We start from the raw sequence: 26,820 nt of genomic DNA, 5'->3' as shown, positions 1-26,820 counted from the left end.
GAGCAAACCTGTTGGCAGATGCAGGCATCATGCGCCCGCTATTCGGTTTTGGGCGCAACGTCGAAGCAGCCAAGTCCGTGCGGTGTGCTGCAGCCTTTGGTCGGTGGCGCTGCCGACGGCGGTGCCTGGATCTTGTTGTTCTCGTCCTTTTTAGGCACTTTTTCCACTTTCTTTGGCGTTGAATTAAGTGGGCCGAGTTCGGCTTTTGAGGGTTTGCCCTTAGGCCGCCCGCAGGTCACGCCGTTCACGATGACCTTCGGATACTTGACCTTATCGCCAGGAGGTTGAAGCGTTATCTGAATCGTCTGTACATCATTTCTCGACTGCATGACCGAGACATCGCCGCCAAGGAACACAAAATCGAAGGTTGCACCGGCATTGCCGGTTTTCACCACTCCGAAATTGGCCTTCAACTGAAGCGAATCCACGACCCCGTAGGGACTGAACTTCGCCTGGACGTTCAATTGCTCGATGCTCCTGGACAGCCACTTTTCAAAGCCAAGTCCAGCTCGGATCCGCGCTGGAATGGCGTCGCAGACTGCGGTGTCCTTATAGTGCAGACCAAGTGTGCCATCTATGATGGTGGTGACTGTGTTCGTCTTGGTAATGGATGCGCCGAACTTCGGCAGCACGCTACCTGTGCCGCCCGAAAACGCGAAGACGAATGGCCCCGCCTTCTCGGCGTTCAAGCTCCCTCCGAAGGACGATGTGTCGACAACCTGAAAAGTATACTCAATAGACGCGACATTTCCCTCAAGTCTAGGATAGCCGCTTCCTCTTTCACGCTGCAGGGACAGCGCCAAGGCACACTTTACTGCTCCTGTGATTTCCGAGATCGCCACCAGCTGATTGTCGACTTGATATGCTGTCGTCTGCGCTCCCGACACACAACCGGTCAGAAGCAGCGCACCAACCGCAACGGTTAACCCTTGCCTCAGCATGATAGATTTCCCTCGCTCCCAAAGTATTGTATCATTGCTTGCTACTTAGATTCCAAAGTAACAAATAATTGATATGGCTCTATTACATTGCGAAATCTGCCTCATCTGCTACAGAATGAAAAGTTCAACCCGCCACCGCTTCCCGCAATGTTGAATGAGCCGACTTATGGCGCGGCCACTTTGGGTTATTTCCGAACTGTGCTGTTCCAAGCGTCGCGGATCGAATGGCGGCCGGTAAGCCCGGGTTGATCTCAACGATGCTCCCGACCCCATCGTCGCCGCTCGCAATGCTTACCGCGTCCCCGAAACCTGCCGTTTATTCGAGACCGGAAGGACTGGAGGGCTGGGTAAAGCAGACTGACAGCTCTAAGCGAAGTTGTCGGCCCGCACATCGCCTAAGGCGCGTGTCGGCCTTCAATCAAAGCCGACTGTGCGAGACAGACGCTATCCAAGCGGCGAGCCACAGAGGCGCATGGGCGACTTCGTCCGACACTCGAAGGGTCAGTAGTCCATGTTGGCGTGCATCATGAATTCGCGGCTCCAGCCCTCTAGAAATTCTTCCAAGTCTTCGTCGGCTCTGCTGACTGCAGCATGGTACTTCTTGATGTGGGCTTCATCGTAGGACGGGTCGACACCCGCATCCATCACCCGATGTGGACGTTCGAGGTCGCCGGTGGTGAGCAGCTCATCAAGGCTGTCGAAGATGGCGCATACTTCAGCATGGTCCTCCTGCTCGATCGGGATGAAGGAAAACCGGACACTGTTGCCGAAACGGCTGAAATTGGTGGGGATGGCTCCTACGCGCGGCCGATGGAAGAAGATGGATCCTCCGTCGTTTTCGAAACCACCATGCGCGAAAGGATTGCGGATTCGTTCCTTGATTTCGCGCATCTTGCCGAGCGGCTCTGCTGAAAGGGTCGCGTCGGACACGATCTGATTGAGCTTTACGTCCCACTTGCCGGCTAGGAACTCTAGCAATTCACCCGGAACGAGTGGTTTTCCGCTGAAGGCGCGTAGAAGCACAAGCCGATGTTCAAGGAGGCTGAAATAGGCATCGACCATGGCCGTTGAATAATAGAAGCCTTGGTGATTGGCTTTCATCATCCTATTCATGCTGGAAGTCAGGTCGCCCACGGCCGACGAAATCAAATCCTTCACTGTACCTTTTTTGCCCTTGGTTTTGCCTTTCCGCGGTTTCGTCTTCGCCTTTGCATAGGCCTTGTCCGCCTTCTCGCGAAAAAACCTGTAGCGGCTATCAAACTCGCAGAATCGGTTGGCGATAGACACCTCTCCAAGAGATACTTGGTGCTTCGCGATTGGCGCTAGGAACGTCTCGACATGTTTTAACGCAGTCTTGAGCTGATTAACGAGTCTCTGCCGATCCTTGGCGTCGCCGCCTTTCATCCCTATCGCGAAACCGAACTTCCGATACTCGAAAAGGACTGGGAAGTCTTTGAAACTCCCATAGACGGTCCAGCGCACCTTTTCTCCATGACCTGACCATGCCCACCCCATGACGTTTCTCATCATGAATAGGACGAGTTCCGGTACGAAAGTCCCTTTTATCGGGTCTTGAACTGAGGATGTCGGACCTAGATTGGTCGTCGGGAAACCCCTTGGAGAAGCCGACAAGAGCCTTTGTCACGCGGAGCTTCAGGGTTTCGAACGTATCGGTTGATGTCACTACCAAGATCTTTCTTCGTCACCGATCCTCGCTATTCACTTACCACCAATTCGAAGCGCTTGAACCAGCCGAGTATGCAAGTCGGGTTTCTGCACAAACTCGGTGATTAGATGAAAAGCAGCCTTCTGGGCGGCGTCGCTCGAACGCAAGACGCCGACGGACCCGGTGTTGTACCCTTGCACATGGACGCCGACGCGGTCGACCGAGATCCGGTCCAGATCTCGCCGTTCAGGCCGCTGAGGTAGTGCTAACCGATGCCGGACCAGCCGGGCGCGCGATGCATGCGGTCGATGTCAGGGACCGTGAACGGATTGCCGTCCGGCATGGCAATGAACGACGACCATGTGGGTGGGGCGCATGCGTGCCCCTTGGATGGCCGTGAACTTCAGGAGGCCGCGTGGCGGCGCGAGAGTCACCGCTATTCGGAAGACACCTATGAGCAAACTCGATTTGAGATGCGTTGCCTGTGACGCAGCGCTATTTCCCCGCGAGCCGGCGCGCTGCTAAAGAGTGTACTAAGGGAGGGGCGGCGCATGATCACCAGAGGGCACTTTATCGGCGAAATCGTCGACGCGCTGAGCGACATCAAGGGACAGGTTTCCACTCGCGGCAAGTTGGGTCTCACCGACCTGAACAGGTATCTCGAGGATTTCTTCAAGGTGATCCTTAACCACCTCTGGACGCTGTCGCTCGAGAACCTCAACGCCGAGCGCAGCAATTTTCCGGGCCTCGACCTGGCCGACAAGGCCAAGGGGTGGGCGTTCCAGGTGACTGCCGAGAAGACCACGAAGAAAGTCAATGAGACGCTCGAGAAGATCACGGACGAGCAGCTCAAGGACTTCCAGAACATCAAGGTCCTGGTGATCGGCGCGAAACAGGGAAGCTATTCCCTCGACCCCGACCAGTGCGCCCGCACGGGCTTCACCGAGGCTGACATCTGGGATGTCGACGACCTCTGCAAGCGATGCATGGACCTCGAGGCGGACGTGCTGCAGACGCTCTACAACCACGTCAGGTCGGAAGTGGTGCGGGTGCGCATCGAGCTGGAGCTGCCCGACACCGAAGGCAACTTCCCGACCAGCGTGCTCAAGTACATCGAGGAGGTGCCACGGCCACGCATGTCGGACCTGGCAGCGTACCGGAAGTTCGTCGAGGACGACGGCCTTGGGGAGTTCGCGACCGAGGCTGAGAACGACTTCAGGAAGCTCTCCGCAGCGCTTGCCAAGCTGCCCCGGATCACCCGGGAGTTCCTGGCAGTGATGATCGAGCGGCGGGAGAGGGAGAGAAGGAGCCGGTTTGGGGGGAGCGACCAGATGGAGATCAACGCCGACAGGCTCGCCAGGATTTCCAGCTATCCCGATACGGAAGGCGAACTGCGGCTGCTGGAGACCTACGGCTTCATCTATTTCGACGAGCCAACCGAGCGGCAGGAAAGCGGGTACTGGCGGATCGGCTTCCCAGAAGTGTCCGACCACTTCGAAGACATGTTCGTGGACTACGTGGAGAAGAAGGGCATCCCGCTAACGCGGCCGCTGGTCAGCCTCGACTTCAGCGACTTCTAGGGACTAGCGGAGCCTCTCGCGGAGGATATCCCGCCGCCAGCGACGCCGAACGCGCCGACGACGAGTTGGCCCCGTTCCTTGTACCTCGCCGCGTCCGGCTACAGGACGGAACCTGCTATCGACCGACTCGACCTTCGTTTCCGTGCCGAACTGCTTGAACATGGCGCGCATCTCCGCTTGGGTCTCCAGCATCCGGATGAGCAGGTCGCGGCCGGGCGTGGTCGTCATCGGGATCCGGCTGCGGCCCGGGAGGGGGCCGCTGGGAGACGGTCTGGTTGCGGAACGACTAGCCGGAAAGCTGCCGTTTGCCGACATAGGCTGGCTGATGGCGCAGCTCTGCCCGGCAGCGTGTTTGTTGCTGCAGGAAGCGTGTTCTAAAACCAGCGGACGAGCCTGCGCCTGACAACACGCTGCGACAGCGCAACAAGTCCAAAGCTGTAAGGATCAGCCGTCGTCGTCGGCTTCGGGATTGCGTGCTAAGATCGGCCACGGCTTACCGGATGGCAAATCGGGATGGCGGGGCTCGTCTTCAGGTGCACCGTTATCGTCGCGAACGCGGTCTATTTCACGGAGTGCGCGCGCTGCGAAATCGTGAGGCCCGCCATCGGTTGTCATAGCCAAGAGCTTCCGCCGTAGCTCAGTTGCTGCGACAGGAAGCACATCGAACGCGCCGCTCCAGTGTTCAGAGGCGACGTGTTCGGTGACCGCTCTCTCAATGGTTCGCCATGAGATCAACGAGCGCCGAAGTCGGTTTTCCAGCCCCACAAGAAACAGTAAACCGTCAGGGGCATTAACCTCGGCCACGGCACTCGCCAGTAGGTCGAGCTTTGGCGAGACGCCGTGTTCCAACAGACCATATGCGTAGTTGCGCAGTTCTGAATGCGCACTCAGCAAACCAGCGATTTCCTGACTGCTGTAGCGGCCGTCGATTTTGCCCTCAATGACCAGGTCTAGATAGCGGCGCGCCGATGTGGACGTGTTGCGACGCCTCACTGCATCGCGCCATGCGTGATTGGTGTAGAAGGTGCCATCATTCTCAGCGAGCTTGAACAGGGCTTCCTCGATCTCTGGTGTCTGCACCCACTCGGTGGCACGGATCATCTCGTCGAGGAATTGCGGCTCCCGCTGCCGTGGCGGCAATGCCGCAATCGTGTCGGCAAGCTGCGCTGGATGGTCGGTAAATGGCAGTAGAAGGAGCCACGCCTTCAACTGCCAACCTTCGTTCAGAATCCAAGTCTGCTTTTTGGCATCTTCCAAGACGTCATCGATCCCGGCTTGCACGACGCCGAACGGGATTGTTTCGCCAGAGAGAATCAGGTTCAGGACAAAATTTGATCGCGCCCCTTGTGGAGCGATCGACAAGAGCGCGCTGATTGTGTCGGAGCGCTCGCCGTGCGGCAGACGCGCGGCTTGAATAGCCAGCTTGATCGCGTGCTTCTTCTGCTCCTCGGTGACGCCATCGGCGATAAGCGGCACAATCGTCTCGAATATTGCTTCCGCTTCGTTGCAGGTTAGCGTGGCGCGATGGGCGCGCAGCGTTCGCATCTCCTCTACGCGGGTCAAGTCCACGTTTCCACGAAAGCCGCGATCGCTCTTGGGTTCGTTCGCGAGAATCCACTGCACCTTGAGCACGAGGGCAGCAGTTTCGCCAAAATGCTCATCGGCCAAATAGCTGACCATCAGTTCCGTCGTCTCTGGCGCGCTGATCGCTGTGAACGCTTTCTGATATCTGTTCAGATAATTCGTGCGCGCTTCGTTCGTCGCCTTGCCTTGCCAGTGTTCAGCCTCGGCCTGATCGAGGAAGGCCCGGTAGCGGCACAATTCGCTGTCGAGCAGCCGCTTGAGCAACGGTAGCAGCGCGACTGAAGGGAAATGACCGATGAGGTCCGCCATCACGGACAGTTGGTTTCGCGTGGCGTTGTCGCCGCTCGCGAGCAACCGTTCAACCCATTGCTCTACCAAGTGCACAACAGCTGTGCTCGCTTCCTTCGGAAACGGGCGCCCTCTCTCGCCTTCCTCATCACGGCGACACAAGAGTTCCGCAAGGGCACAGATTTCTTCATTGCTGGTTGCCGCAGCACGCTCCTGGACGGCGGCGACAAGGCTGGCGCCGGGCGTCTGCGCAATTCGATTGCGAAGACTGTAGTAATGGTCGCTCAAGCTTTTATCATATTTACCAAGCTGCCCAATCTCGGCGAAAATGCCGAGCGCAGCATCGATGAGTTTACCGACGCTAACAGGACCGAGGATGGACGCTGCGGCAGCGGCACGGCTATCTCTCCAATCTTGTGCGGATATCGCGATATCTAGAAGGATTTCGTCTTCGATCACCATTCCGGAAGCGGCCAAAATGTCGCCAGCGCCGTAAAACAGTTCGCGTCCTTCGCGTAGGCGCCTCAGCAATCCAAGAGCGACCGCTCGCTCGTATTGCTTTCGGGCCTCGTAGATCAACCCGGCTTCAACGCCTCGCGTGAGTTCAATTTCAATGGTCGCGACGAGCACAGTCAGCTCCGCGCTATGATCTTTGCCATCGCGTGCGTACACGATCGCGCGCAGCCGCTCGTAATCGGAAATCTCATTCTCGGCACGCGCACGTGCCGCCGCGATACGGTCTTGTACAGCCTTCTCTCCAATCTCTTCGAGATGGCCCTTTCGGTAGATGACGTCCAAGGTGTCGTCGTCGGTGGTGCTCAATACGTCCGCAACATGGCGATCGGCGCGGCGGAAGGACATTGCACCGACCGCTTCGGCCTTCAGTTCGGGGTCAGGATCCCTCTTCGCGATTTGTGCCGCAAGGTCGAGACCGTCCATTCCGCTTCTATAAGCTATCTCGGAAACAACTGTCGCCCGCACTTTTGGAGGCAGGGCGAGGATGTCTTCCATGGCATTCGGTCCGAGCACCGACGGGCGAAACCGGGGCGCCGCGCGCAAGGCAGGAAGTCTTTTCTGGTCATCTTGGTTCGTGATAAGTGGCCATACTAGAGCTCGGAATTCGGAGCGGCCGGATGTGACCATGAATCGCACGGCACGATCGATTTTCCCAGGGGTGTGCCACCGCCGCACAAGGTTCTGGATTTCGTTTGAAATTTGCGCCCATACCGCTTCCGTCGAACGAAAAATCATATCGGCTGCCAACATCGGATCGACGTCGAAGGCGGCGAGGATCGCGGCGCTGCATGCCCTCTGGTGTTGCTCGTCGCCGTGCGCCATGCGCTCCACGGCGAAAAGGATCGGTTCCTCCCACGGTGTCGAGTTCAGAACATCGGCTTTCAACTCTTGACGCGCGTTCTCGTCGACCACGCTTTCGAGCATCGCGCGCTCGACATCCCTTGACGCGTACCATTCCTGAAACTGCTGGTGCTGGAACCGATAGTGAACAGGTCCTCCGGTTCGCACTAGCAGATGGTGGCTCACAAGTGCGTCAAGCACATCACCCGGCTGCGGTTTGATGGTGAGTTGACCGTCGGCGACTAAGAACTCATCCGTCTGCGAAATCGAACGACGCGCGTTGGTATCCGTGATCGATGTGTTGGCAGCGCGTGTCGCGATGACAGCCAAGTCGCTCAAATAAACGCGCTGCAGACCATGCGTAACCGCCTTCAACTGCTCCGTATGCTGAGCTTGCCGCTCATGCGCGGCGATGAAGCGGCCCAGCACTTCCTCCTTGGTGCGCGGGAACGGCTGCTCGTCAGGTAAGGAGAGCAGTGCTGTAAGGTAGAGCGGCGTTGTTACGAGTTCGCGCACGCCAGGGGTCCGCCACGCTTCATCGACTAGACGAACGCCGTGCTTGCCCTTGATCTCGCGTGCTATGTCCATTTGCTGCTGTTCGCTGAGCTCAAGGACTGTCAGCAGTTGGCCGTCAAACGGCACGTCAGAGATTTCCGGACGAGTTGTGACGATAAAGGTCGCCGCGGGCAATTCCGCGCGAAGGCTCTCAATTTCGGCGCGAGCTCTGCGACGCCCCTCACCACCAAGTTCATTCCAGCTATCGAACATGAACACGACACCCGGCTGCTCGGCAACAGTGCGGAGGTCGGTCTCCGTGAACCCGCTAAACGCGGGCCTGCGCAGGATCGCCTCAATGAGTGTAAGACGGCCGGTCGACCAGTCCGAAAGGGAAACTACAAGGGGCGTGCCGCTTGCCGAGCTGACAGAGGCCTCCGCCAACTGAAACAGCGCCGATGTCTTGCCTGTGCCTGGAGCCGCAACGATCACTAGATCGTCCATAGCACCCAGCGTTTGACCGAGTGCCCTCGCAAGAACAGGCTCCGGTTGGCCTTTTACCTCGAGCATTAGGCTGACGTTCGTCGGCGGCCATTTGTGCGAACGCCTGAAAACTTCAAGGTCGGTCGCCGCCGCCTTCTGCAAACGCGCACCAATCTCTCCAACGGTCGGCGGCATGGTGGGTCCGAAGGAGACTTTGTGGACAATGCTACGCCACATATCCACAGCATGCTTGCTCTTCCAGCCGTGCAAAACGGTCTCGGAGAATGCGGGATCATCCGTATCGATGGCTTTGGCGCAGTCCTGGCAGAGCCAAATACCGTTCTCATGCGATTTCCGCTGTTCGGTCGTCATGTCAGCGCGATAGCGACGCGCGCCGGGTCCGGAAGCTGCCGCGCAGATATGAGCGGCGACGCCAATGTCCATGTCTTTTGCGCCATCACTCGTTGGCGCTGACGTCAGGCGTCTGCAACTTGGATTGCTACAATGATACCGCGCTTGTCTTGCAAGCCGGCTCCTTGTCGCGCGCGAGAAGTCATCTCTGTTGCCGTTCTTTGCCATCTGCCACGATGCACTTGGATTTTTCAGACTCGGAACCAATAACAGATTGCATCAAGTCCTCGAACAGCCGTCGCGACGCTTGGCTCTTAAGTATGCGGTTGCGTCGATGTTGAGCGCACGCAAAATTCGGAATCTACCCTATCTGCTTTTGCATGGACCAACGGCTGCTTCTGGGATTCCTCTTAGCCTCACTCAACGTCCGACGTGCTGAAGGCGCAAAGCTGCCGTCGAATCGGACCCGCGTACGCCGCGATCCATTGTCCGGCGGGTTGTCCAGACTGAACATTGTGGCTGATCAAACGGCTCGCCACGATCGCAGCTCGCTCGCATCCTCAGGGATGCTCACGCCGCTTCCGTAGCCCAACGAGAAGCAAAACACCTGTTGGCAGGGGCCAAGGCGATCTTGAAGGCCAACTCGATTCCTGCGAGCTTCTCACTGTCAACGGAGGGCACACCCATGGCACATAAGTTCGAAATCTATAAGGACAAAGCTGGCGAATATCGCGTTCGCTTCAAGTACAACAGCGAGGTGATATTCTCGACCGAGGGGTATTCAAGCAAATCCAGCGCTCAGAACGCCATCGACTCGATTAAGAAAAATGGCCCGAGTGCACCGGTCGAAGACAATAGCTGATCGCCTTCGAGGCCATGCCACGCTGCGACAATTCCGAAGCTAAGCATATTGGCTTCGGAACGAGCTTCGGATCGGCACTAGCACTTGTTGCGCTAGGGCAAGTGAGGCCATCAGCTCCTAAGGCAATCTTCGGCAAATAGACTTCACTAGACCTCTGCTACATTTAGGAGCATTCTCTCCGCTGGGGAGTGGGGTGTGGATAGGTCTCGTTACGACAATCGTTCTTATCGCTGGCGCAAGCGCACCGGAGCAAAACACTCCCGTGCACTGCGGTGGGCAAGTGTGCCGCGACGGTTGATCTTCGTCACCGCTGCCGCAGTCGGAGCCTTCGCTACTGAGAGGGTCATTCTGCATAGTCATCGCTTGCCCGACCTCACCCTTTCGAACTGGATCGAGCCAAAGCCTGCCCCCATGACTGGCGTGGCGTCCGTCATTGACGGTGACACAATCGAGATCCACGGCCAGCGCATTCGGTTCAACGGGATCGACGCGCCAGAGAGCAAGCAATATTGCGACGACGCCAAGGGCTTCGAGTATCCGTGCGGCCGACGATCGGCCGAAGCGCTGGATAGTTTCCTGGCAGCCTCGCGGCCGGTGCAGTGCACTTTCGTGACTTGGGATCGCTATTACCGCTACGTCGGCGACTGCCGGCGCGCCGACGGCACCAGCGTAGCGGGGTGGATGGTCGAACATGGCCAGGCGCTCGATTGGCCGCGCTACAGCAACGGCGCCTATGCGCCGCAGCAGGCCAAGGCCAAGGCGGCGAGGCTTGGACTATGGGTTGGCAAGTTCGACGCGCCTTGGGACTGGCGCGCATCGCATGACGACGGGGCTGCGCCGTCGAGCCAGCCGCTCGGCATCATCAGTCGCAAGCTGGTCGCGCAAAGCGGCGGCCTTTCGTGCGAGCCCCGGCGGTACTGCTCGCAAATCAGTTCCTGCGAAGACGCCCAATGGTACCTGCACAACTGTGCGTGGGGCCGCAAGCTGGATAGGGATGGTGACGGGGTAGCGTGCGAGACGCTTTGCTAGGGAGGGGTTCATGGATGACAAGTTTTACAATCGCGTCGGCGGCGATCGTATTTCTTCGCGGCAGATCGATGAGTTGATTGGGTTAGCGCGCGGCCTCGCTGCAGACGGAAGTATCAACAAGGCGGAAGTCGAGTTCCTGCAAAAGTGGCTGGCCGCCAATGTCGAGATTAGCGATCAGCCGATCGTCCGGACCTTGTACAGACGGGTCAATGAAATCCTTGCGGACGGCGTGCTCGATGCCGATGAACACACCGAACTTCTCGATACGTTGAACAGCTTCTCGAACCGAGATTTCGAACTCGGGGAAGTGTTGAAGCCGACCACCCTGCCCCTTTGCAATCCGCCTCCGCATTTGACCTTTGAAGGTCGGTCGTACTGTTTCACCGGGACGTTCAATTATGGCCAGCGAAAATACTGCGAGCAGGCCATAGCGGATCGTGGCGGCCGCGCCGGCAGTTTGACGCAAAAGACCGACGTGCTCGTGATCGGTGCCTACGCCACGGAGTCTTGGAAGCACTCATCGTTTGGCGACAAGATTTTCAAAGCGACCGCCTGGCGCGACGAGGCGTTGCCAATCTCGATTGTGGCCGAGAGCCATTGGGTCGGTTTTCTCTGAATTCGTCCGTTCGTTTGGCAGCGTCTAATACCATCAGCACCCTATTCGACCGAGCTGGAACGATGCGACACAATGCGTTCAGCGATCAGATCCGCCTGTCTCGGCGATTTGCAGGTCGCTTCATTGCGAGCGTGATCGCGCTCGCAGTTGAAACAGCAGCTGGGTGCAGCTCCATAGACCAGAAGCTTACCACCGGTGAGATATCCGGCAGCTTGCTCGTGATGTGGGTCGGTGAGGGCAACAGTTCCGGTGACGGGAGTTTCCTGTTCGTGCCCGACCCTCATGATCCCTTGATCTTCCATCGGGCAGATCCGGCAGCACCAGGAAGCACGATCAAGCCGGGCCTCATGTACACGGACGGCGGCTCAATCCCGAAGATCGCGCAGGTCTTCAAAGGGCTGTCGCCTTGGTGCTACGCCCCAGCCTACATGATCCACGACTGGATCTTCATTGCGCATCACTGCATCGTTGACGGAAGCACGGAGAAGAGGTTCGATCAGGTCCGTGGCGTCGAGTTCGACGACTCCGCAGCGATCCTGGGCGAGGCAATCAAGGCGTTGATCGCCGCGCGCCAGGTCGCACCGAACGATGTTGCACCCAGCGCCATCACTGCAGCCGTGGGAAGCGCAATCGCCAAGAACCTTTGGGACGAGAAGGGAGCCTGTAAGCCGTTACAGGTAAGCGCGAAAGATATTGCTTCAGCAGAGGCGGCGATACCGGGCTCGACATCCAAAGCGCAAAATCTGAGGACCTTCCAAATACCAGAAACCGTAGCACCGGCGGTCCGAGCAGTGAGGCCGGCGAGGATCATAGCACGCCTGTCCTTCTGACATAGGTCGAGCCAACCCATGGCGGACCGGCGTGCGGCGACCGACCGTCGAAACGGCCATCATGGGTGATCGTCATGGACCTAGCGCGAATGGCGGCCCTTATCGGACAAGTCCGCTTTCAGCAGACGTCATAAACTAATTGAACTGGAGGTTTCGTGGTCTCGATCAATCGCGCCTGGTGGGAGCATCTCGCGCCAAAACCCATGCATCGCCGGTTTCACGAGGTCGAAACCTCGCTGCGCCAATGGTGTCGATCGGAGTATGGCGCACTCTGGCTGGGAATGGCCAAGCGCAAGGGCGGGGTGATACGGGTGAAACCGGGTCAGCTCATTCCGGTCGTCCACTTTGTTGCGCTCGGCGACAGGCCGATATTCATCGCACTCCCGATGAAGGTCAGGGTGGGACATCGGATGGTGGGTTCCGATCAGTTTCTGTCGGGTCACGCTCTTGCGGAGAAAGAACTTGCCCTTAGCCCGACAATTCGTCTCGATGTCGTTGAGGATCAGGCACTGCTGGCAGCTGCGGCGCGCCGGGATTTCTCCGCCCATATCCCCGGCGTGAAGAATCCAAGTCAGGTCTTCTCGGCGCCAGCGCATCTCCTTCTGGCTCCGGAATCGTTTCCGAGAAAGAGCTTCGTTCTCTATCAGCACATCTTCGGTTCAGGATCGTCTTATCCCGACGATGGGTTCTTCTATGTCGGCGTCACGACCCGTAGTTGGCAGAAGCGCTGGGCGGAACATCGACGAGCGATGGAGACCGGTAGCCCCTTGCTGTTTCACCGAAAGCTTCGCGAAGAGACAGAGGCTGGCCGTGTGACCTACATCCACCACAAGGTCATGGCGATCACCGATGATATCGAACGGCTCTATGCCACGGAGGAATGGCTGGTGGACGGACATTGGCACGACCAACGGCGCCTCAATATGATCCCGGGAGGCAAGTCGGGTCTGCGATATCTTCGTGAAAATGGCATGCTGGGTGATCGTGTCGTGCCGCTGCCCGACGAGCGCGACAGTATTCTCGAAAACTGGTTACGTGACCATCCCCGCAAGGGACTTCCTGCCCCTTGGGTCTCGGAAAAATGGAAGGACGACGCCTGGGCCGTCGCCCAGATTTGCGGCCGAGATGACCGCCTCTCAGTTGAGCAGGTCCGGGCTATTCGGGAGCTTGCGAAGGTCCATCCAGCTGAGACTATCGCCGAACGGATAGGCGCACGGAACCGTGAGCAAGTGCAACGGGTGATCGACGGAGAGACATATACCCGAGTGATTTAGACAACGTCGAGCATGTTGAACGTCAGGCTGAAGGTCGGCCGCCAGGATGGGGGCACAGCTCGGATGAGGAGCTGGTCGACTACGCCGATTTACTCGGGATTCAATCCTGCTGACTTCGCTGGTAAAGCTCGAAGACCCATGGTGAGTGGTGGTGTTCCTGATAGACCAGGCTGAGGTGTTTTTTCGGGCGCGTCACCCCGACGTAAAACAAGCGCCTGGCCTCACGAAGGCTCGCGGGAGTCTGCTTGTCGCGCGTGCTCGGAATGTCGGAAGCGTTTACTCCATATATGATGGCCGCATCGAACTCCCTGCCTTTGGCGCTGTGCAGGGTGCTCAGGTTGACGCGACCGGATCCCTCGACCCGCCCGGCGAAGTGCGCAAGGGGAAGATCGAGGTCTCGGACCGGATCGGTGTTGGCGATCATTTCCGCACAGACGTCCCATTCCTGTTCGGAGTTGCGCGCAATTTTGCGCCACGGCGTAACAAGTTCACGAGAAAAGCGCTGGAGCCAGACGTGGGTCGTCTCGGCGGTTGCGAGCGAGGCGTTGAGGAACCCCATGAGTTGCGCGGACAGCTCCTGCTCCTCGCGTTCGCTGGCGTGGCGCCCGTAGACCAGCGTCAGCGCCTGTGAAAGCAGCCGTGCGCATGGCGGTTCGGCATTGCGCCAGCCGCCGGTGATCCAGCGGGCGCATTCCTCGACGAACCGCGCCAGCCGGGAGCTTCTCTTGACCAGCGCATTCGTGTCGGTCCGGACAAAAGGGATCCCCGCCTCTTTCAAGGCGGCCGCCACCTTGTCGCCGAGCCAGGCGGCCCGATAAAGAACCGCGATTGTTCCAAGCTCGAACCCTTGTTCCAACAGCTTGGGAATGATTGTGCCGGCGATCGTGTCAGCCTGGTTGTCGTGTCCGTAGGGAACCGGCCAGAAGCTCAGATCGCCGTCGGGCGCGCCGTCGATGCCGCGATAGTCGCGTTCCTCGCCAAGCGCGCCGAGCGACGCCCGAATGATTTTCGCGCCCGACCGGTAATTGAAGCGAAGCCTGATCGTCCGCACATCGGGCCGGCGCGTCAGGCTTTCCAGCAGTTCGGGATTGGCGCCGGCGAAGGCATAGATCGACTGGTCGGTGTCGCCGACCGCGAAGAGCCGAATCCCTCCCTCGAAGCAGAGCAGCAGGACGAGCTCATGCAGCGCGTGACCGAGATCCTGGTATTCGTCGACAAACAACACAGGAAAGCGAGCGCGAAGCGCGTCGCGGATCCAGCCATTCTCCCTGATCATGCGATAGGCGATCAGCGGCATGTCGTCGAAATCGATCAGGCCTTGCCGGCGCAGCTCAGCCTCGTAGGCTTCGATGAAATCCGCCAATTCCGGATTGTGTCCCCGCCATTCGGGTCGCGTGCGGTCGACGTCGCGAAGGCGCTTTTCCGAAGCGAACTTCCATCGGTCGTGTGGGTTGCCGTAACCGCCGATCGAGTTTTGGTACGCCGTTTCGACGGCGGCTTTCATTTGCGATTTGCTTGCGACCTTGAAGTCTGGTGGAAGCCCAATAGGCACGCAACGCGCATAGGGACCGATGACCTGGCTCAGCGCGAAACTATGCACGGTGCCGATGAAAGCCCGGTCGCCCGGGATGATCCCGAGGCGCGCGAGCCGCGTTTCCAGTTCGATCGCGCAGTCGTTGTTGTAGGTGATGCAGGCAACGCCGCGAGGATCGGCCACGTCCTGGATCAGCGCGCGCGCCATCGCTGTCGTCAGCGTCTTGGTCTTGCCGCTTCCCGGACCGGCCAGCACCACGCAATGGCCCTTCTCCACGACCGCGGCCGCCTGCTCCGGGTTGCCCTTGAGTTCAGCCAAGGCCTGAAGAAGGGCCCGGTCGCTAAGCATTGGAGACCAAGGTTACGAGGGCGGCGAGGGCGGCAGCGATGTAGGGAGGCGGTGGGAGTCCGACGGCCTTTTTCGCAAGCCGGGCGCCGAGCCGCCCCTTGCCGACACTCGCGACCATGGCCAGCAGTTGTTCAGCATCGACTGGCGTGCCGGCCCCCCAGGCAGCAATTCGCTTGGTCCGCACAGATCCGAAATCCTGGTCGCTGAGAATATCGAGGAGCGGATTCAAGAGGGTGGGCGTGTCGGCAATGGAGACTTCGAAGGTCTGATCGTTCAGGAAAATGTTGGACTTCGTCGCCTCCAAACTGAAGGCGGTATAATCCACTGCCTGCCATGCCGCCAATTCGGCCGGCGTTAAGACAGGAATTCCTCGAAGAATGCGCATGTCTTGGCACAGATCGAGAGTGCGCTTATTGCCCAGAGGCGGCTTGCTGCCGTCAAGTGGATCCCAGTCGGTGATGACGCAATAGGGCAGCGCCAGCGCCTCGGCGAGCTTGACATAAGGGCGAAAGTTCGTGCCGGCGACATTGCAGACGGTGATGCCGAGATCGTCGAGCGAATGGCCGAGGGACGAAGCGAAGACGGGCATGAGCGCCTCTTCCGCATCGCCTTCGACGAAGATCGCGCCGCGCGCGAACAGCAGCTCGGCGCGCGTCGCATCAAGATAGTTTTCCAGATCGTCGAGCTCGTCGGATGTCACCGGCAGGTTCGCGAGCGAGAACGCCTGCGTCGCGCCCCCTCTCCTCTTCAGCTGGACGATCGATCGCAACGGCGCTACCGCAGCCAGGGTTGGCGAGTGGCTGGTGACGATCATGGCCTGGGAAGCTTCGGCCTTACCAAGCAGCTTGGAAAAAACCGATCGCTGGAGGTGCGGGTGAAGATGCGCTTCCGGCTCCTCGATGCAAAGCAGCGAAAAGTTTCGTTCGTTCTTCTTCCGACGCCAGGCGAATTCCGCAAGCTTCAGCGCCAGCAACGCAACGTTCGCCGATCCGAGGCTGGCCTCGGCGATGCCACGTTTGCCGCCGTCGATGAACATCGCAATCGCCCGGAAGAGACGCAGCGGGTCGGCGGGCGCGAATCTCAAACGGGCGTCGATGTCATGCGCCTTTCCGGACAGGTGGGCAATGCCGGCGCGCAGTTCATCTTCAAGCGTCTTGATGGTCGGAAAAGCCTCAAGCGCCTTGCTCGCCTTGTCGAGTTCGGCCGCCACGGTGTCGAGATCCGGACGGCTGATGCCCGAGACGGCCTCTTCGAGGAGATGACGCAGTGGGGAAGCCCGCCAACTGCCGAGTTGGCCTTCGGCGTCCCGCAAGGCGTCGAGCAGATCGATCGCAATGCGCCGACGCAGCTTGCTCGGCAGCGAACGCGTTTCGTCGCCACCGCCGAAGACCAGAAATTCGCAGTCGGCGCCGGACTGCGGCGGGCCCGCGACGTCCGCCTTCTTGCGGAAGACGTAGCTCAGGCGAGCGATGTTTGGATCATGGGGCGCCCGGAAATCGGTCAAAAGCGCCGTCAGCGCCATGTCCGTCGTGAAATCGGAGATTTCCAGGTGCACCTCAATGGGCGCGCTATAGTCAGGTGGCCCGCCATCCCAGAAATCGGTGAGCTTCAGCTGTCGTGCCGAATCGGGCATGGTCGGATCGAGGATGAGCTGGATCGCGAAGAGCAGATTGCTCTTGCCGACCCGGTTCTCGCCGAGCAGCACGACATTGCCGGCCAGAGCGACGTCGATCGACTGAAAATTCCTGAAATTCCTAATGCTCAGCTTGCTCAGCTGCATTTCCGTCCCCAAAGTCCGAAGTTTTTCTTTGCCTGATCTTCAATAGCCGGTGATCTTGGGCGATCACAGTGCCCCGTTGAGAGAACACACGAAAACCCGATGCCCATTCGCTCCACCCACGTCGTCGATGGCATGCTGGCGCTGCGCAGCGCCCGCGGCGCCGCGGCACGAGAGGGAGCAATCGGCCGCGAGATCGTCACCCTGCCCCTGCTGGCGGCACGCCTGGTTGGCGGCTTTGCCACACCGGCTGGCACGGACGTGCTCTATCCGGCGATCCAGGCCGCGCTCGCGTCCGAGAGTTTTGGCGACATCGCAACCGTAGCCGGCTTGCCGGGAATGCCACGCGCCGTTCTCCATGCGCTCGATTGCGCCTGGCGGGCGGATCTCGATCTGTCGTCACTGGCAGGCGAAGCGCCGCGGTTTGACGACCTTTATCGCATCGAGACCTACGTTCGCGATCACATCCCACCCGCGCACATGCTGCCGCGCGATCTACGCGACGCCGCCGGCAGGCGGATCGATCTTGCGCGCAGACTGTTGGGTTCGGTGACGCTGTCGAGACTGGTGGACGTCGATCCGCTTTGGCGGCCGCTTGTCAACGAGCTCGCGCGCGTCACCGATCTCATCTGGGAGTTGCCGGAACCTGTCGAGCAACCATGGTTCAGAGGGTCGATCCGGAAGAAGCCGGCGACTACTCCGGTCCGAACAACGGTCGAAGCGAGCGCGGACCCCAAGTCGGAGGTCATCGAGGCCCTACGCTGGACACGCCAGCTGCTCGGCTCAGGCAAGGTTCAAGCAAAGGACATCGCCATTGCCGCGACGTCGACGCAGGACTGGGACGATCATTTCCTGGCCTACGCACGAAGCGCCGGGTTGCCGTTGTATTTCTCTCATGGCGTGCCTGCCTTGAGCACGCAAGAGGGCCAGGCCGGTGCCGCACTGGCCGACATTCTCGCAAACGGGCTCAACCAGGAGCGGGTATGGCGCCTGATCCGGCGCTTGCCCGCGCACCCGTTCGCGGGCCGGCTTCCCTCGGACTGGTTCGTCGCGATCCCGCGCAGCGCCGGCTTGCGCAGCCTCGACCAGTGGCGCGAAGTCCTGTCGGCGGCGAGACCGCACCGCGCCGACGGCCTGCTTAGCGAGCAGATCCTGCTTCCTGTTCTCGAACTGCTCGCGCGCGGCGCCGACATGGCGGCAGAGGCGGGTGCGCGGTTGCTGAGCGGCGCCGGCCTGGCGATGTGGGAGGAGGGTCTGCGAAGCGCGCCGGCACAAGCCATCGCCCTGTCCTTGCAGGCGTTGCGCGTCGCCGATCAGCGTGACCCGGCCAACAGCGTCGTTTGGTGCCCCGCCTCGCAACTGGCGGCCTGTCCGCGACCGTATACCCGCCTGCTCGGCCTCACCACCCGGTCCTGGCCGCGGTCGGAAAACGACGACCCGCTGCTGCCGCACCATTTGCTCGATCGCCGCAGGCTTCATCCTGTGGGGGTCGCCGACCGCGACCGGCAGCATTTCAAGATTATCGAGGCGCACACCCGCGAACAACTCGTCCTGTCGCGCTCGCTGCGCAACGCCAAGGGCAGCGTTCTGTCGCCAAGCTCGCTCTGGCCATCGGGGGAGATTGTGCACAAGCGCGATCGCATCCCGGGGCATGCCTTCAGTGAGGCGGACAGGGTATTGGCGAGACCGCGCGATGCCGGCCAACTCGCCCATGTTCGCCAGAGCCAGCTTTGCTGGCGCAATTGGCAACGGCCGTCGACATTGACGCCACATGACGGCCTATCAGGCGCCAATCATCCAGCGATCGACAGAGCCTTGTCGCGGGTCCAGTCGACGACGTCGCTCCAGAGGCTGCTGCGCGATCCGCTCGGATTTGTCTGGCGTTACGCCTTGGGCTGGCGCTCTATCCAGTTCCAATCCGACCCGCTGCAGCTCGGTGCGGCCTCATTCGGCGAGCTGGTGCATGAGCTGATCAGCGGCGCCATCGCAGCGCTCGAGCCGACGCCGGGGTTCGCGCGCGCCAGCGCTGACGAGATCGAAGCTGCGATCATGGACGCTTCGAGCGCGATCCTGCACGCCTGGCCACTGCAGCGTTCCGTTCCGCCACCGATCCTTTGGCGCCATACGGTGAGCGAGGCCGCGCGTCGCACGGCCCGTGGCCTTGCCGCCGACGATCAGGTCAGACCCGATACGCGCAGCTGGACGGAGGTGCTGTTCGGTCAGCAGGATGGCACGGAGGAAGAGGCGCCGTGGGACACGACGGTCGTGGTGCCGATCGAGCAGACCGGGCTGGTGTTCGGCGGCCGCATGGATCGGCTCGACATCCGTGCCACGGGCGATGGCGCACGCATCACCGACTACAAGAGCGCCAAACCGCCGCCAAAGCATCAGCGCATCGCGCTGGGCCAGGGACGGGAACTGCAGCGCGTGCTGTACGCGATCGCGGCCCGGGCGCTGCTGCCCGAAGTCAGGACGGTCGTGGCGCGCCTCGTCTATCTCGCCGACGATCCCATAACTTTCGAACTCAAGGGTGACGAGCTCGATGGTGCGGTGGGCGAGGCGGTGGGCTATCTGTCGGCGGCCATGACGATCCTGCGCAGCGGCCGGATCGCGCCGCGTTGGGAGCAGGACATCGATTATGACGATATGCGCCTTGCTCTTCCCGCCGATCGTGAAAGCTATCTGCGCCGCAAGGCCTCCGAGTTCCGGACGGCGAACCAGCCCCTCAACCGGCTGTGGAGCGCCTCGACATGATGCTTGTCGACCAAGAGGCCCGTTGCCGGGCCATGACCGATTTCTTGTCGATCCTGCTGGTGGAAGCGGCCGCGGGAACCGGCAAGACCTCGCTGATGGCCGGTCGTGTGGCGATGATGCTCGCAGCCGGCCATCAACCGGGTGACATCGCGGCAATCACCTTCACGGAACTCGCGGCGAGCGAGCTCGCGCGCCGGATCAGGAAGACGATCGACGCGCTGCTGGCGGGCAATGTTCCTGCTTTCCTTCAAGCGGTTCTTCCGCAGGGCCTTTCGGAGCGGCAACGCGAAGCGCTTGTTGCTGCCTCTCCTCGCCTAGATCAACTGACGGCGACGACCATTCATGGATTTTGCCAGGCGATCATCCGCAGCCATGGATTGCGGGCAGGCCTCGACCCCGGCGCCCGTGTGGTCGATGCGACGGTGGCCGACAATCTGTTCATGGCCGAGCTCTCGGCCTGGTTCTCGCGACGGCTTGCGACAGACGCGGCGGAAGGCGATCCGATCGTCGTGCTGGCCGAGGAAATCCCCCTTCAGGTCGTCGACCTCATTCGCGAACTCGCGAACCTTCGGCGCAAGCACCCCGATGCCCAACCGATCCCTACGTCGCTCGACGCGCGGCCCGACATCGATTTCGTCCAGGCGGTGGATGATTTCGACCGATGGCAGGCGAGCGTCGAACCCGACAGATGGCTCTCCGAGATCGCGCACGAATTGCGCCGGCTCGCAGAGCGCTATCAGAATTGCCTCGCAAGCAAAGCGGATTTCGGAACCCTGTGGCGGCTTTGCGATCCGGGAACCGGCCGTCTCTTCGAGCGCCAGGGCCTGCAACTCAAAGGCTACGAAGATGCGGCCCGAGGCTTCGGCGCTCACCGCAACGACACAGGTTCAGTTGACGGCCGGGCGCTTTATGAAACGGTTGTCATCGCATGGAGCGAGCTCGTCGGCCAGATCGCCAGCACGCTTGTGTGCTCGTTGTCGGCCTCACTCGACCAGCTGCTCGAAAGCTATCAGGCGCGCAAGCGCGCGGCCGCCGTCCTGGACTTCGACGACTTGCTGATCCATGTTCGCTCGCTGGTCCGCGACCATGAAGAGGTGCGTCAGGCCATCGGCCAGCGCTATCGCTACATCCTGGTCGATGAGTTCCAGGACACCGACGGCATCCAGAACGAGATTTTGTTCTCGATCGCCGCGACCCAAGCGCGGCCAGAACGATGGGAGAAGTCGGAGCTGCGGCCCGGTTCGCTGTTCCTCGTCGGCGATCCGAAACAGGCGATCTACCGTTTCCGCGGCGCGGACATCGAAGCCTACGAACTCTGCCGCCAGTTGATCGATGGCCAGGATCATGGCGCGGTGCTCGAGATCACCGCCAATTTCCGATCGCTGAGCCCGATCATTGACCATGTGAATGCCTGCTTCGAGCCGGTCTTTGCCAAGCCGTCGCAGCCCCGATATGTCGCGCTCGCGCCCACGCTGTTCGAAGCGTCGCACCCGCTTCCTTGCGTGGCGCGCTTCACCGTCGAGGTCGCGACCGAGGGACGCATCTACGCAGAGATGTTTCGCGAGGCCGAGGCGGAGCGGGTTGCCGACATCTGCGCCGCCTTGATCGGCAATGTGTCGATACAACGCGCCGACAAGACATGCACACTGCTGCAGGCCGGCGACATCGCGCTGCTTTCGCCGGGACACACGGAGCTGTGGCGCTACGAGCGGGCGCTCGAGCAGCGTGGCCTTGCGGTCTCCTCGCAAGCCGGTCAGACGCTGATGCGGCGGCAGGAGACACAGGACATCCTGGCGCTCTTGCGGGTCCTGGCCGATTCCTCCGACACGCTGGCTTTTGGCGCGCTGATGCGTGGGCCGCTGGTGGGTTTGAGCGAACAGGAGCTCCTCGACATCACCGCGGCGGTTGCCGAAAAGGAAGAAGGCCAGAGCTTTTTCACTGTCCAAACGGATCCGGAATTGGTTCAGCATCAAGTGGCAAGGCATATTCTCGTCGAGCTGCAACAACTTCGCCGACGGGCGTCGATCGTGACCCCGAGCCTGATCCTTGCGGATGTCATCGAGCGCTTGAACGTTCGCGTGATCATAGCGGCGCGGCATGGCAACCGAAATGCGCGCGCTCTCGCCAATCTCGACGCCCTGATCGAAAGAGCGCGCGGCTATTCGGTCGCTGGCCTGCGGGCCTTCATTCGAGATCTTCAGTCGGATTGGGAGCGCAGGGCGCGGGCGCAGGAGGGACGCATCGACGCTGCTGCGGACGCCGTCGAGGTCGTGACCATTCACAGCGCCAAGGGGTTGGAATGGCCGGTGGTCATTCCGGTCAATTCCACAACCGAACTCTACCGGCCGGACCAGTTCGTGCATCGGCAATCCGATAACAGCCTGCATTGGATGCTCGGCGGCGTCGCACCGCCGGAGCTGGCTGCAGCGCGTGCCGCGGAAAGCCTGGAAGACGGCAATCAACGCGAGCGGATTTGGTATGTGGCCTGCACACGGGCACGGGATCTCCTGATCCTCCCTCACATCCCCCAGGCGTCGAAAGATTCCTGGTTCAGCTCAATAGACCTGCGTCAGTGCGACATTCCTGAGCTGGACCTTACGTCCTTTGCCCGGCGCAAAATGCCGGCACCGGCGTCTCTGCCCAACGAGCAGTCTTCCGACATTTTTGCCGCCGAGCAGCGATGCGTCGAGGAAAGCGCGCCGCCGATCGTGTGGCGCCGACCCAGCGAACACGATGCCGATCGACTCGGCGACCCTCTCGAGGGCGTCGTAACTTCGGAGAGCCACATTGAGCATTTCGAGGTGGTCGGTGCCGGAGCCCGCCGCGGCGTCATCCTTCACAAGCTGATGGAAGAGCTTCTGACCGGCGAGCTTGCGGGAGAACTCGACGCAAGCGTTAACCGCGCTCGCGAACTGCTCAATCAATTGGTGACCGACGTAAATGACGATGGACCTCGGCCCGATCCCAATGAGATGGGAGCAGCGGCCCTCCGCGGGCTCGCTTTGCCACAGATCGCCGAACTGCGGCCTCACCTTGTGCCCGAGATGGCAATCTGGGGGCGCGATGAGGTGAGCCTTGTTGCCGGGCGGGCCGACGCTTTGGCGATCATCGAAGACCGTGTCGACGCCGCCATCGATTGGAAATCCGATGTCCATCCCACACCTGCGGTGCGTGAATCACATGTGCAGCAGCTGCGTGACTACCTGTCGGCGACCGGCGCCATGCGCGGCGCAATTGTCTATCTGACAAGCGGCGAGATCGCGTGGATTGTCCCTCCGTGATGGGGATCATCTATCCGTCGAGCGCAGCGCTGGGACCATCAACGTCGATGTCTGCAAACCCTGGCAAGATGTCACCCGCGAGCAGCTTCTCCTTCGACAGCAGCCTAGCGTCCTCGAGCGCCTCGAAATCCGGCAGCTGGCGCAGCGTGTCGAACCCGAACTGCGACAGGAAATTTTTGGTCGTCACATAGGTGTAAGGCGCGCCCGGCTGCGGGCTGCGCGGCCCCGGGACGATGAGATCCTGCGCGCGCAGCGCCGATCAGATCGCGCGACACCTCCTTGCCGAAAAAGCTCGACAGTTCGCCGCGCGTGATCGGCTGAAAATAAGCAATGCACATCAAAACGAGCGACTCAGACTGCGACAATTCTTTCGCCCCTTGCCCCGCAGGTGTGCCGAAGGCGGCGTGGATGACGTCGCCAAAGGCTTTCTTGGTCCGGTGCTGCCAGCCGCCGGCGACCGCGACCAGCTCATAAGGGCGGCCGGCGAGCTCGGCGCGAATGTCGTCGATAACCAGGTCGATGTTGCAGTTTCTTCCCACCACCCGCGCGAGGACACTACGTGTCACCGGTTCATTTGCCGCAAAGATCACCGCTTCGACGCGGCCCATCCATTCGCGCCAGCGCAGTTCTGGCGGCAGGTGCGCGAGCTCGGTGTCGACCAGCATTCGCTGGACACCACCCTTGTCTCGCGGGCGTTCGGCTCGGGCTGCCTCGCTCATCGCTACAGCCCAAACAGCCGGAAGGTCGGACGGCCGGAGAGCTCTCGCACGGCATCCAGTTGCAGCAGCCGCTCGAACAGCCGCCGCGCCGCAAAGCGCGACAGGTTCTTCGTCGTCAGCGATCCGGAGACGACGTCTTCATTCAGGAGCAAAAAAATCACGTCGCCGGCGCCCCTGGCGCGCAGTTTCGGCACCACCGCGAGAAGTTTTTCGGCGCGACGCGACAACTCGACCGCCAGCCGGCAGGCATCGGCCACAGCTTGAACCAACGCCACGCAAACCGCCCGCTCAAAATTTTTGTCCCCGGGTCGGACCCGCCTGGCACCGCCCGCCTCGGCGCGGGAGGGCGGAGCAAAGGCCTGCACCATCAGGAGCGGCAGCGGCCGCGGCCAGCGCAGGCCTTGCGCCAGCGCCAGGTCGGCCAGCCACCAGGCCAAAAGCTCGGAGTCGGGCCGCACCGAGACAATGTGAGCGGCGATCGCCGCGGCGGCGAACGGCGCCGGCCGCTGCGCCGCCGCGAGATCTTCGATGTGTGTACAGAGGTCGGCGACCGCCTCGTCGTCCCAGGCGAGCCCGAGCATCTCGGCCACTTTTGCCAGCCGATCGGGGCTGACCACCGGCGGCTGCACGGCCAACTGCCGCCAGGCGCTATAGATGGCGCCGGCGGGGCCGGGATCGGCGCCGGCCGGGCGCAAATGCCAGACATCGCGCAAGGCGGACGCGTCCTCGCCGCGGCCGCCCAGCCGCATGCTGGCGGCGGCGCATTTGAGCGCCAGCCGCTGGCGCCAGGCGCCGGACCAGCTGGGCTGCGCGCGGGCCAGCGTGTCGAGCGTCACCAGCGCGGCGCCGGCCTTGAAGACAGCGTCGGCGTCGCTGGTGTCGCGGCCGGTCGCGAGCGCCCAGGCCGGAACGGTGGGCGGCGCGGCGGAGTTGGCGGTCGCGGGATCGAGGCGAATCATGACTTCGAGGGTAAATCGCCCGTGCGCTTTTCGCCATTATTTTCAGCCCAAACGCACAGCCTGTCGGCGCACAAGAACGAATGATAATCTTGCATCGTCGCTCGTTTCGCCCCCGCACAAGAAAGGACGGCTGCAGAAAACCAGCACGTATGACCGACCACCCACATGTTTAAAAGCAGGGAGAGCGACGAGGCTTAGTAGTAGATGAGGGTAATATCGACGTCGCACACAATCTGGCAAATTCTGCGTCTTGATTAGGATTTACGCGGTTACACCAATGGCCAAGTGGCAGCAATCTTCTCGACGAGATGGGCGAGAGCTGGTCGAGACCGAGACTTCGAGCCCTCTACCGGTTCTGCCGCACATTTCTTCGCGTCAAGTGGTGCGAACTGTCCGCCGACCCCAGCTGCGTGAAATCATTCCGCTGTCCGACACGACGATCTATGAGATGGAACAACGTGGCGAATTTCCGCGACGATTCAATCTCACGCCCCGCTGCGTCGTCTGGGACCTGGCAGAAATCGAGGCTTGGGTCGAGGAGCGACGGAACATGTCATCCGCCGGAAGGATCGAGCCTGTTGCCCCCCCCAATGTAAGGCTGCGGAAATCGAGACCAGTCAAGTCGGATCAAGGGTAATCGCCGCTTCTACCGTCGGCTGAAGTGCCGGGGTGTGCTTCTTGCCTGCCGCCCACGCGTCAATCATATCGGCCCATTCCTGCAGCATGTGGCGACGCTGCGGCTCATACTCAGCTCTGTTGTAGACCCCGCGTGATGAGCGGCTGTCTTCGTGAGCGAGGCATTTTTCAATCCAGTCCCGATTGAATCCGATTTCGTTTAGCAGCGTTGAGCCCGTGCGACGTAGGTCGTGCACCGTGAAGGGCGCCAGCGGGAGGTTTTGCTTCTTTGCGCGGGCGACGATCGCCATGGTGACCCGGTTAAAGGTGGCGCGCGACATTGGCTCGTCGGCATCGTAGCGGGAGGGCAGTACATATTGCGAGTTCGCCGCACATGTCTTGAGCGCTATCATAATGTCCAGGGACTGGCGCGACAGGTAGACGTTATGGGCCTTCTTTCGCTTCATCCGCTCTTTTGGAATGCGCCACACGGCGTTCTCAAAATCGACCTCGTCCCACGTTGCATCTAGCAGCTCGCTCTTTCGCACCACCGTGAGCAATATCAGCTTGAGGCCTAGACGAATGGTCGGCAGTGTAGGCACATTTTCCAACTCTTTGAGCATGATGCGGATTTCCGAAGGAGACAAGGCCCGGTCCTTCGGCTCAAAGGTGGCTATCGAAGAGGGCCCCACCTCGTCCGCGGGATTGGAGATCTTCTCGCCGTTCAGCATGACATAGCCATAGATCTGCTTCACGATATCCCGGACGTGGATCGCAGTTGCCGGGGCACCGCGGTTCTTCACCTTGATGCAGAGTTCCCGCAAATCGTCAGGTGTGATTTCGGTTAGGAGCCGCTTCTCCCAGATCGGCAAAATGTCTCGATCGAAAATGACCTTGCGCATAGATCGCGTGCTGTCCGCCATCGCAGCGTTCTTGAACCAGTCCTTACCGGCATCGCCAAAAGTTCCAACGGTTAGCCGACGCCGCTTAGCGCGCTGCTTTTCCTGTGCCGGCGACTTCCCCTCGGCAACCAGCCTGCGAGCGTCTAGGCAGCGGTCCCTCGCTTCTGACAGGGTGATGCCTCCCGCACCGTAACGGCCCAGGGTCACAGTCTCTCGTCGGCCGTTTATCCGATAGTCGTATCGGAATGCGATTTGCCCGGCCGGAGAGACGGTCGCATACATACCGTCACGATCGGCGACCTTATAGATTTTATCTTTTGGTTTCAGTCGCTTAATGGCGATGTCGGTCAGCATGGGGAGTAACCAAGGACAATTTAGGGAATCTTCGCCCCCAATTTTACCGTCAACGATTTTACCGTCAACCCCCGAATAAAACACTTAATTTTCAATAAGCTAGATGAAATCTTCAGCGTTAGCTGCTGATCAACGCTCTGACGGTATAGAGCATTCGTGTAGAGGGAGCAGAGATCTATACCGTCCGGCTTACCGTCAGATGTTCTCGCTTGGAGGCGATCG

At 60.6% G+C, this 26,820-nt stretch carries 16 protein-coding genes and 1 pseudogene; 9 read left to right on the top strand and 8 right to left on the bottom strand.

Annotated features, from left to right (window positions below):
- Positions 1-38: 38 nt before the first annotated feature.
- Together AC04SG_RS08390 and AC04SG_RS08385 are read right to left on the bottom strand one after the other, a co-directional pair.
- Positions 39-941: a hypothetical protein gene (locus AC04SG_RS08390; protein ID WP_488550648.1), complete on the bottom strand. Its 903-nt coding sequence runs from the start codon at positions 939-941 to the stop codon at positions 39-41.
- A gap of 501 nt (positions 942-1,442) precedes the next feature.
- Entirely contained in the window at positions 1,443-2,423 is a 981-nt protein-coding gene (locus tag AC04SG_RS08385; RefSeq protein ID WP_488550647.1) for a hypothetical protein, read from the bottom strand.
- A gap of 735 nt (positions 2,424-3,158) precedes the next feature.
- Between AC04SG_RS08385 and AC04SG_RS08380 the strand changes: the two genes are divergently transcribed.
- Complete coding sequence (locus AC04SG_RS08380; RefSeq protein WP_488550646.1) at positions 3,159-4,187, top strand: SMEK domain-containing protein; 1,029 nt, start codon at positions 3,159-3,161, stop codon at positions 4,185-4,187.
- Positions 4,188-4,631: 444 nt separating this feature from the next.
- On the opposite strand, the gene AC04SG_RS08375 is transcribed toward AC04SG_RS08380, so the two are convergent.
- Positions 4,632-8,837: an NACHT domain-containing protein gene (locus AC04SG_RS08375; RefSeq protein ID WP_488550645.1), complete on the bottom strand. Its 4,206-nt coding sequence runs from the start codon at positions 8,835-8,837 to the stop codon at positions 4,632-4,634.
- A 592-nt stretch (positions 8,838-9,429) separates the two neighbouring features.
- Here AC04SG_RS08375 and AC04SG_RS08370 point away from each other — a divergent pair.
- The 5 genes from AC04SG_RS08370 to AC04SG_RS08350 all read left to right on the top strand — a co-directional run bounded on the left by AC04SG_RS08370 (position 9,430) and on the right by AC04SG_RS08350 (position 13,355).
- The gene (locus AC04SG_RS08370) at positions 9,430-9,606 is read left to right on the top strand and encodes a YegP family protein (RefSeq protein ID WP_127426917.1); all 177 of its coding nucleotides are present in this window, start codon (positions 9,430-9,432) and stop codon (positions 9,604-9,606) included.
- A 363-nt stretch (positions 9,607-9,969) separates the two neighbouring features.
- Positions 9,970-10,635 carry a thermonuclease family protein gene (locus tag AC04SG_RS08365; RefSeq protein WP_488550644.1) on the top strand — a complete coding sequence of 222 codons (666 nt, stop codon included), beginning with the start codon at positions 9,970-9,972 and terminating at the stop codon, positions 10,633-10,635.
- 10 nt (positions 10,636-10,645) lie between these two features.
- Complete coding sequence (locus tag AC04SG_RS08360; protein ID WP_488550643.1) at positions 10,646-11,251, top strand: BRCT domain-containing protein; 606 nt, start codon at positions 10,646-10,648, stop codon at positions 11,249-11,251.
- A 62-nt stretch (positions 11,252-11,313) separates the two neighbouring features.
- Complete coding sequence (locus AC04SG_RS08355; RefSeq protein WP_488550642.1) at positions 11,314-12,081, top strand: hypothetical protein; 768 nt, start codon at positions 11,314-11,316, stop codon at positions 12,079-12,081.
- Positions 12,082-12,236: 155 nt separating this feature from the next.
- Positions 12,237-13,355: a GIY-YIG nuclease family protein gene (locus AC04SG_RS08350; RefSeq protein ID WP_488550641.1), complete on the top strand. Its 1,119-nt coding sequence runs from the start codon at positions 12,237-12,239 to the stop codon at positions 13,353-13,355.
- Between the two features lie 100 nt (positions 13,356-13,455).
- On the opposite strand, the gene AC04SG_RS08345 is transcribed toward AC04SG_RS08350, so the two are convergent.
- Both AC04SG_RS08345 and AC04SG_RS08340 read right to left on the bottom strand, forming a co-directional pair.
- Entirely contained in the window at positions 13,456-15,207 is a 1,752-nt protein-coding gene (locus AC04SG_RS08345; RefSeq protein ID WP_488550640.1) for an ATP-dependent helicase, read from the bottom strand.
- A 22-nt stretch (positions 15,208-15,229) separates the two neighbouring features.
- Entirely contained in the window at positions 15,230-17,017 is a 1,788-nt protein-coding gene (locus AC04SG_RS08340) for an ATP-dependent nuclease (protein ID WP_488550639.1), read from the bottom strand.
- Positions 17,018-17,116: 99 nt separating this feature from the next.
- Between AC04SG_RS08340 and AC04SG_RS08335 the strand changes: the two genes are divergently transcribed.
- Positions 17,117-19,768, top strand: coding sequence for a PD-(D/E)XK nuclease family protein (locus AC04SG_RS08335; protein ID WP_488550638.1), 2,652 nt, complete (start codon positions 17,117-17,119; stop codon positions 19,766-19,768).
- On the top strand, positions 19,750-23,049 hold the full coding sequence (locus AC04SG_RS08330) for a UvrD-helicase domain-containing protein (protein WP_488550637.1): 3,300 nt from the start codon (positions 19,750-19,752) through the stop codon (positions 23,047-23,049). Before AC04SG_RS08335 ends, AC04SG_RS08330 begins: the two co-directional genes overlap by 19 nt.
- Before the next feature lie 10 nt (positions 23,050-23,059).
- On the opposite strand, the pseudogene scpB reads toward AC04SG_RS08330, so the two are convergent.
- Together scpB and AC04SG_RS08320 are read right to left on the bottom strand one after the other, a co-directional pair.
- Positions 23,060-23,768, bottom strand: a pseudogene (gene scpB, locus AC04SG_RS08325) (SMC-Scp complex subunit ScpB).
- A gap of 2 nt (positions 23,769-23,770) precedes the next feature.
- A complete protein-coding gene (locus AC04SG_RS08320) occupies positions 23,771-24,727 on the bottom strand; it encodes a DUF1403 family protein (protein ID WP_488550636.1) in 957 nt (318 codons plus the stop codon).
- Between the two features lie 277 nt (positions 24,728-25,004).
- Between AC04SG_RS08320 and AC04SG_RS08315 the strand changes: the two genes are divergently transcribed.
- A complete protein-coding gene (locus AC04SG_RS08315) occupies positions 25,005-25,364 on the top strand; it encodes a helix-turn-helix transcriptional regulator (RefSeq protein ID WP_488550635.1) in 360 nt (119 codons plus the stop codon).
- On the opposite strand, the gene AC04SG_RS08310 is transcribed toward AC04SG_RS08315, so the two are convergent.
- Complete coding sequence (locus AC04SG_RS08310; protein ID WP_488550634.1) at positions 25,345-26,598, bottom strand: tyrosine-type recombinase/integrase; 1,254 nt, start codon at positions 26,596-26,598, stop codon at positions 25,345-25,347. The two genes, AC04SG_RS08315 and AC04SG_RS08310, sit on opposite strands and share 20 nt — an antisense overlap.
- Between the last annotated feature and the right edge of the window lie 222 nt (positions 26,599-26,820).

The organism is Mesorhizobium sp. CNPSo 4684, from assembly GCF_057784315.1.
The sequence above is the reverse complement of the archived record's forward strand: the minus strand, read 5'-3'. Positions and strand labels throughout refer to the sequence as shown.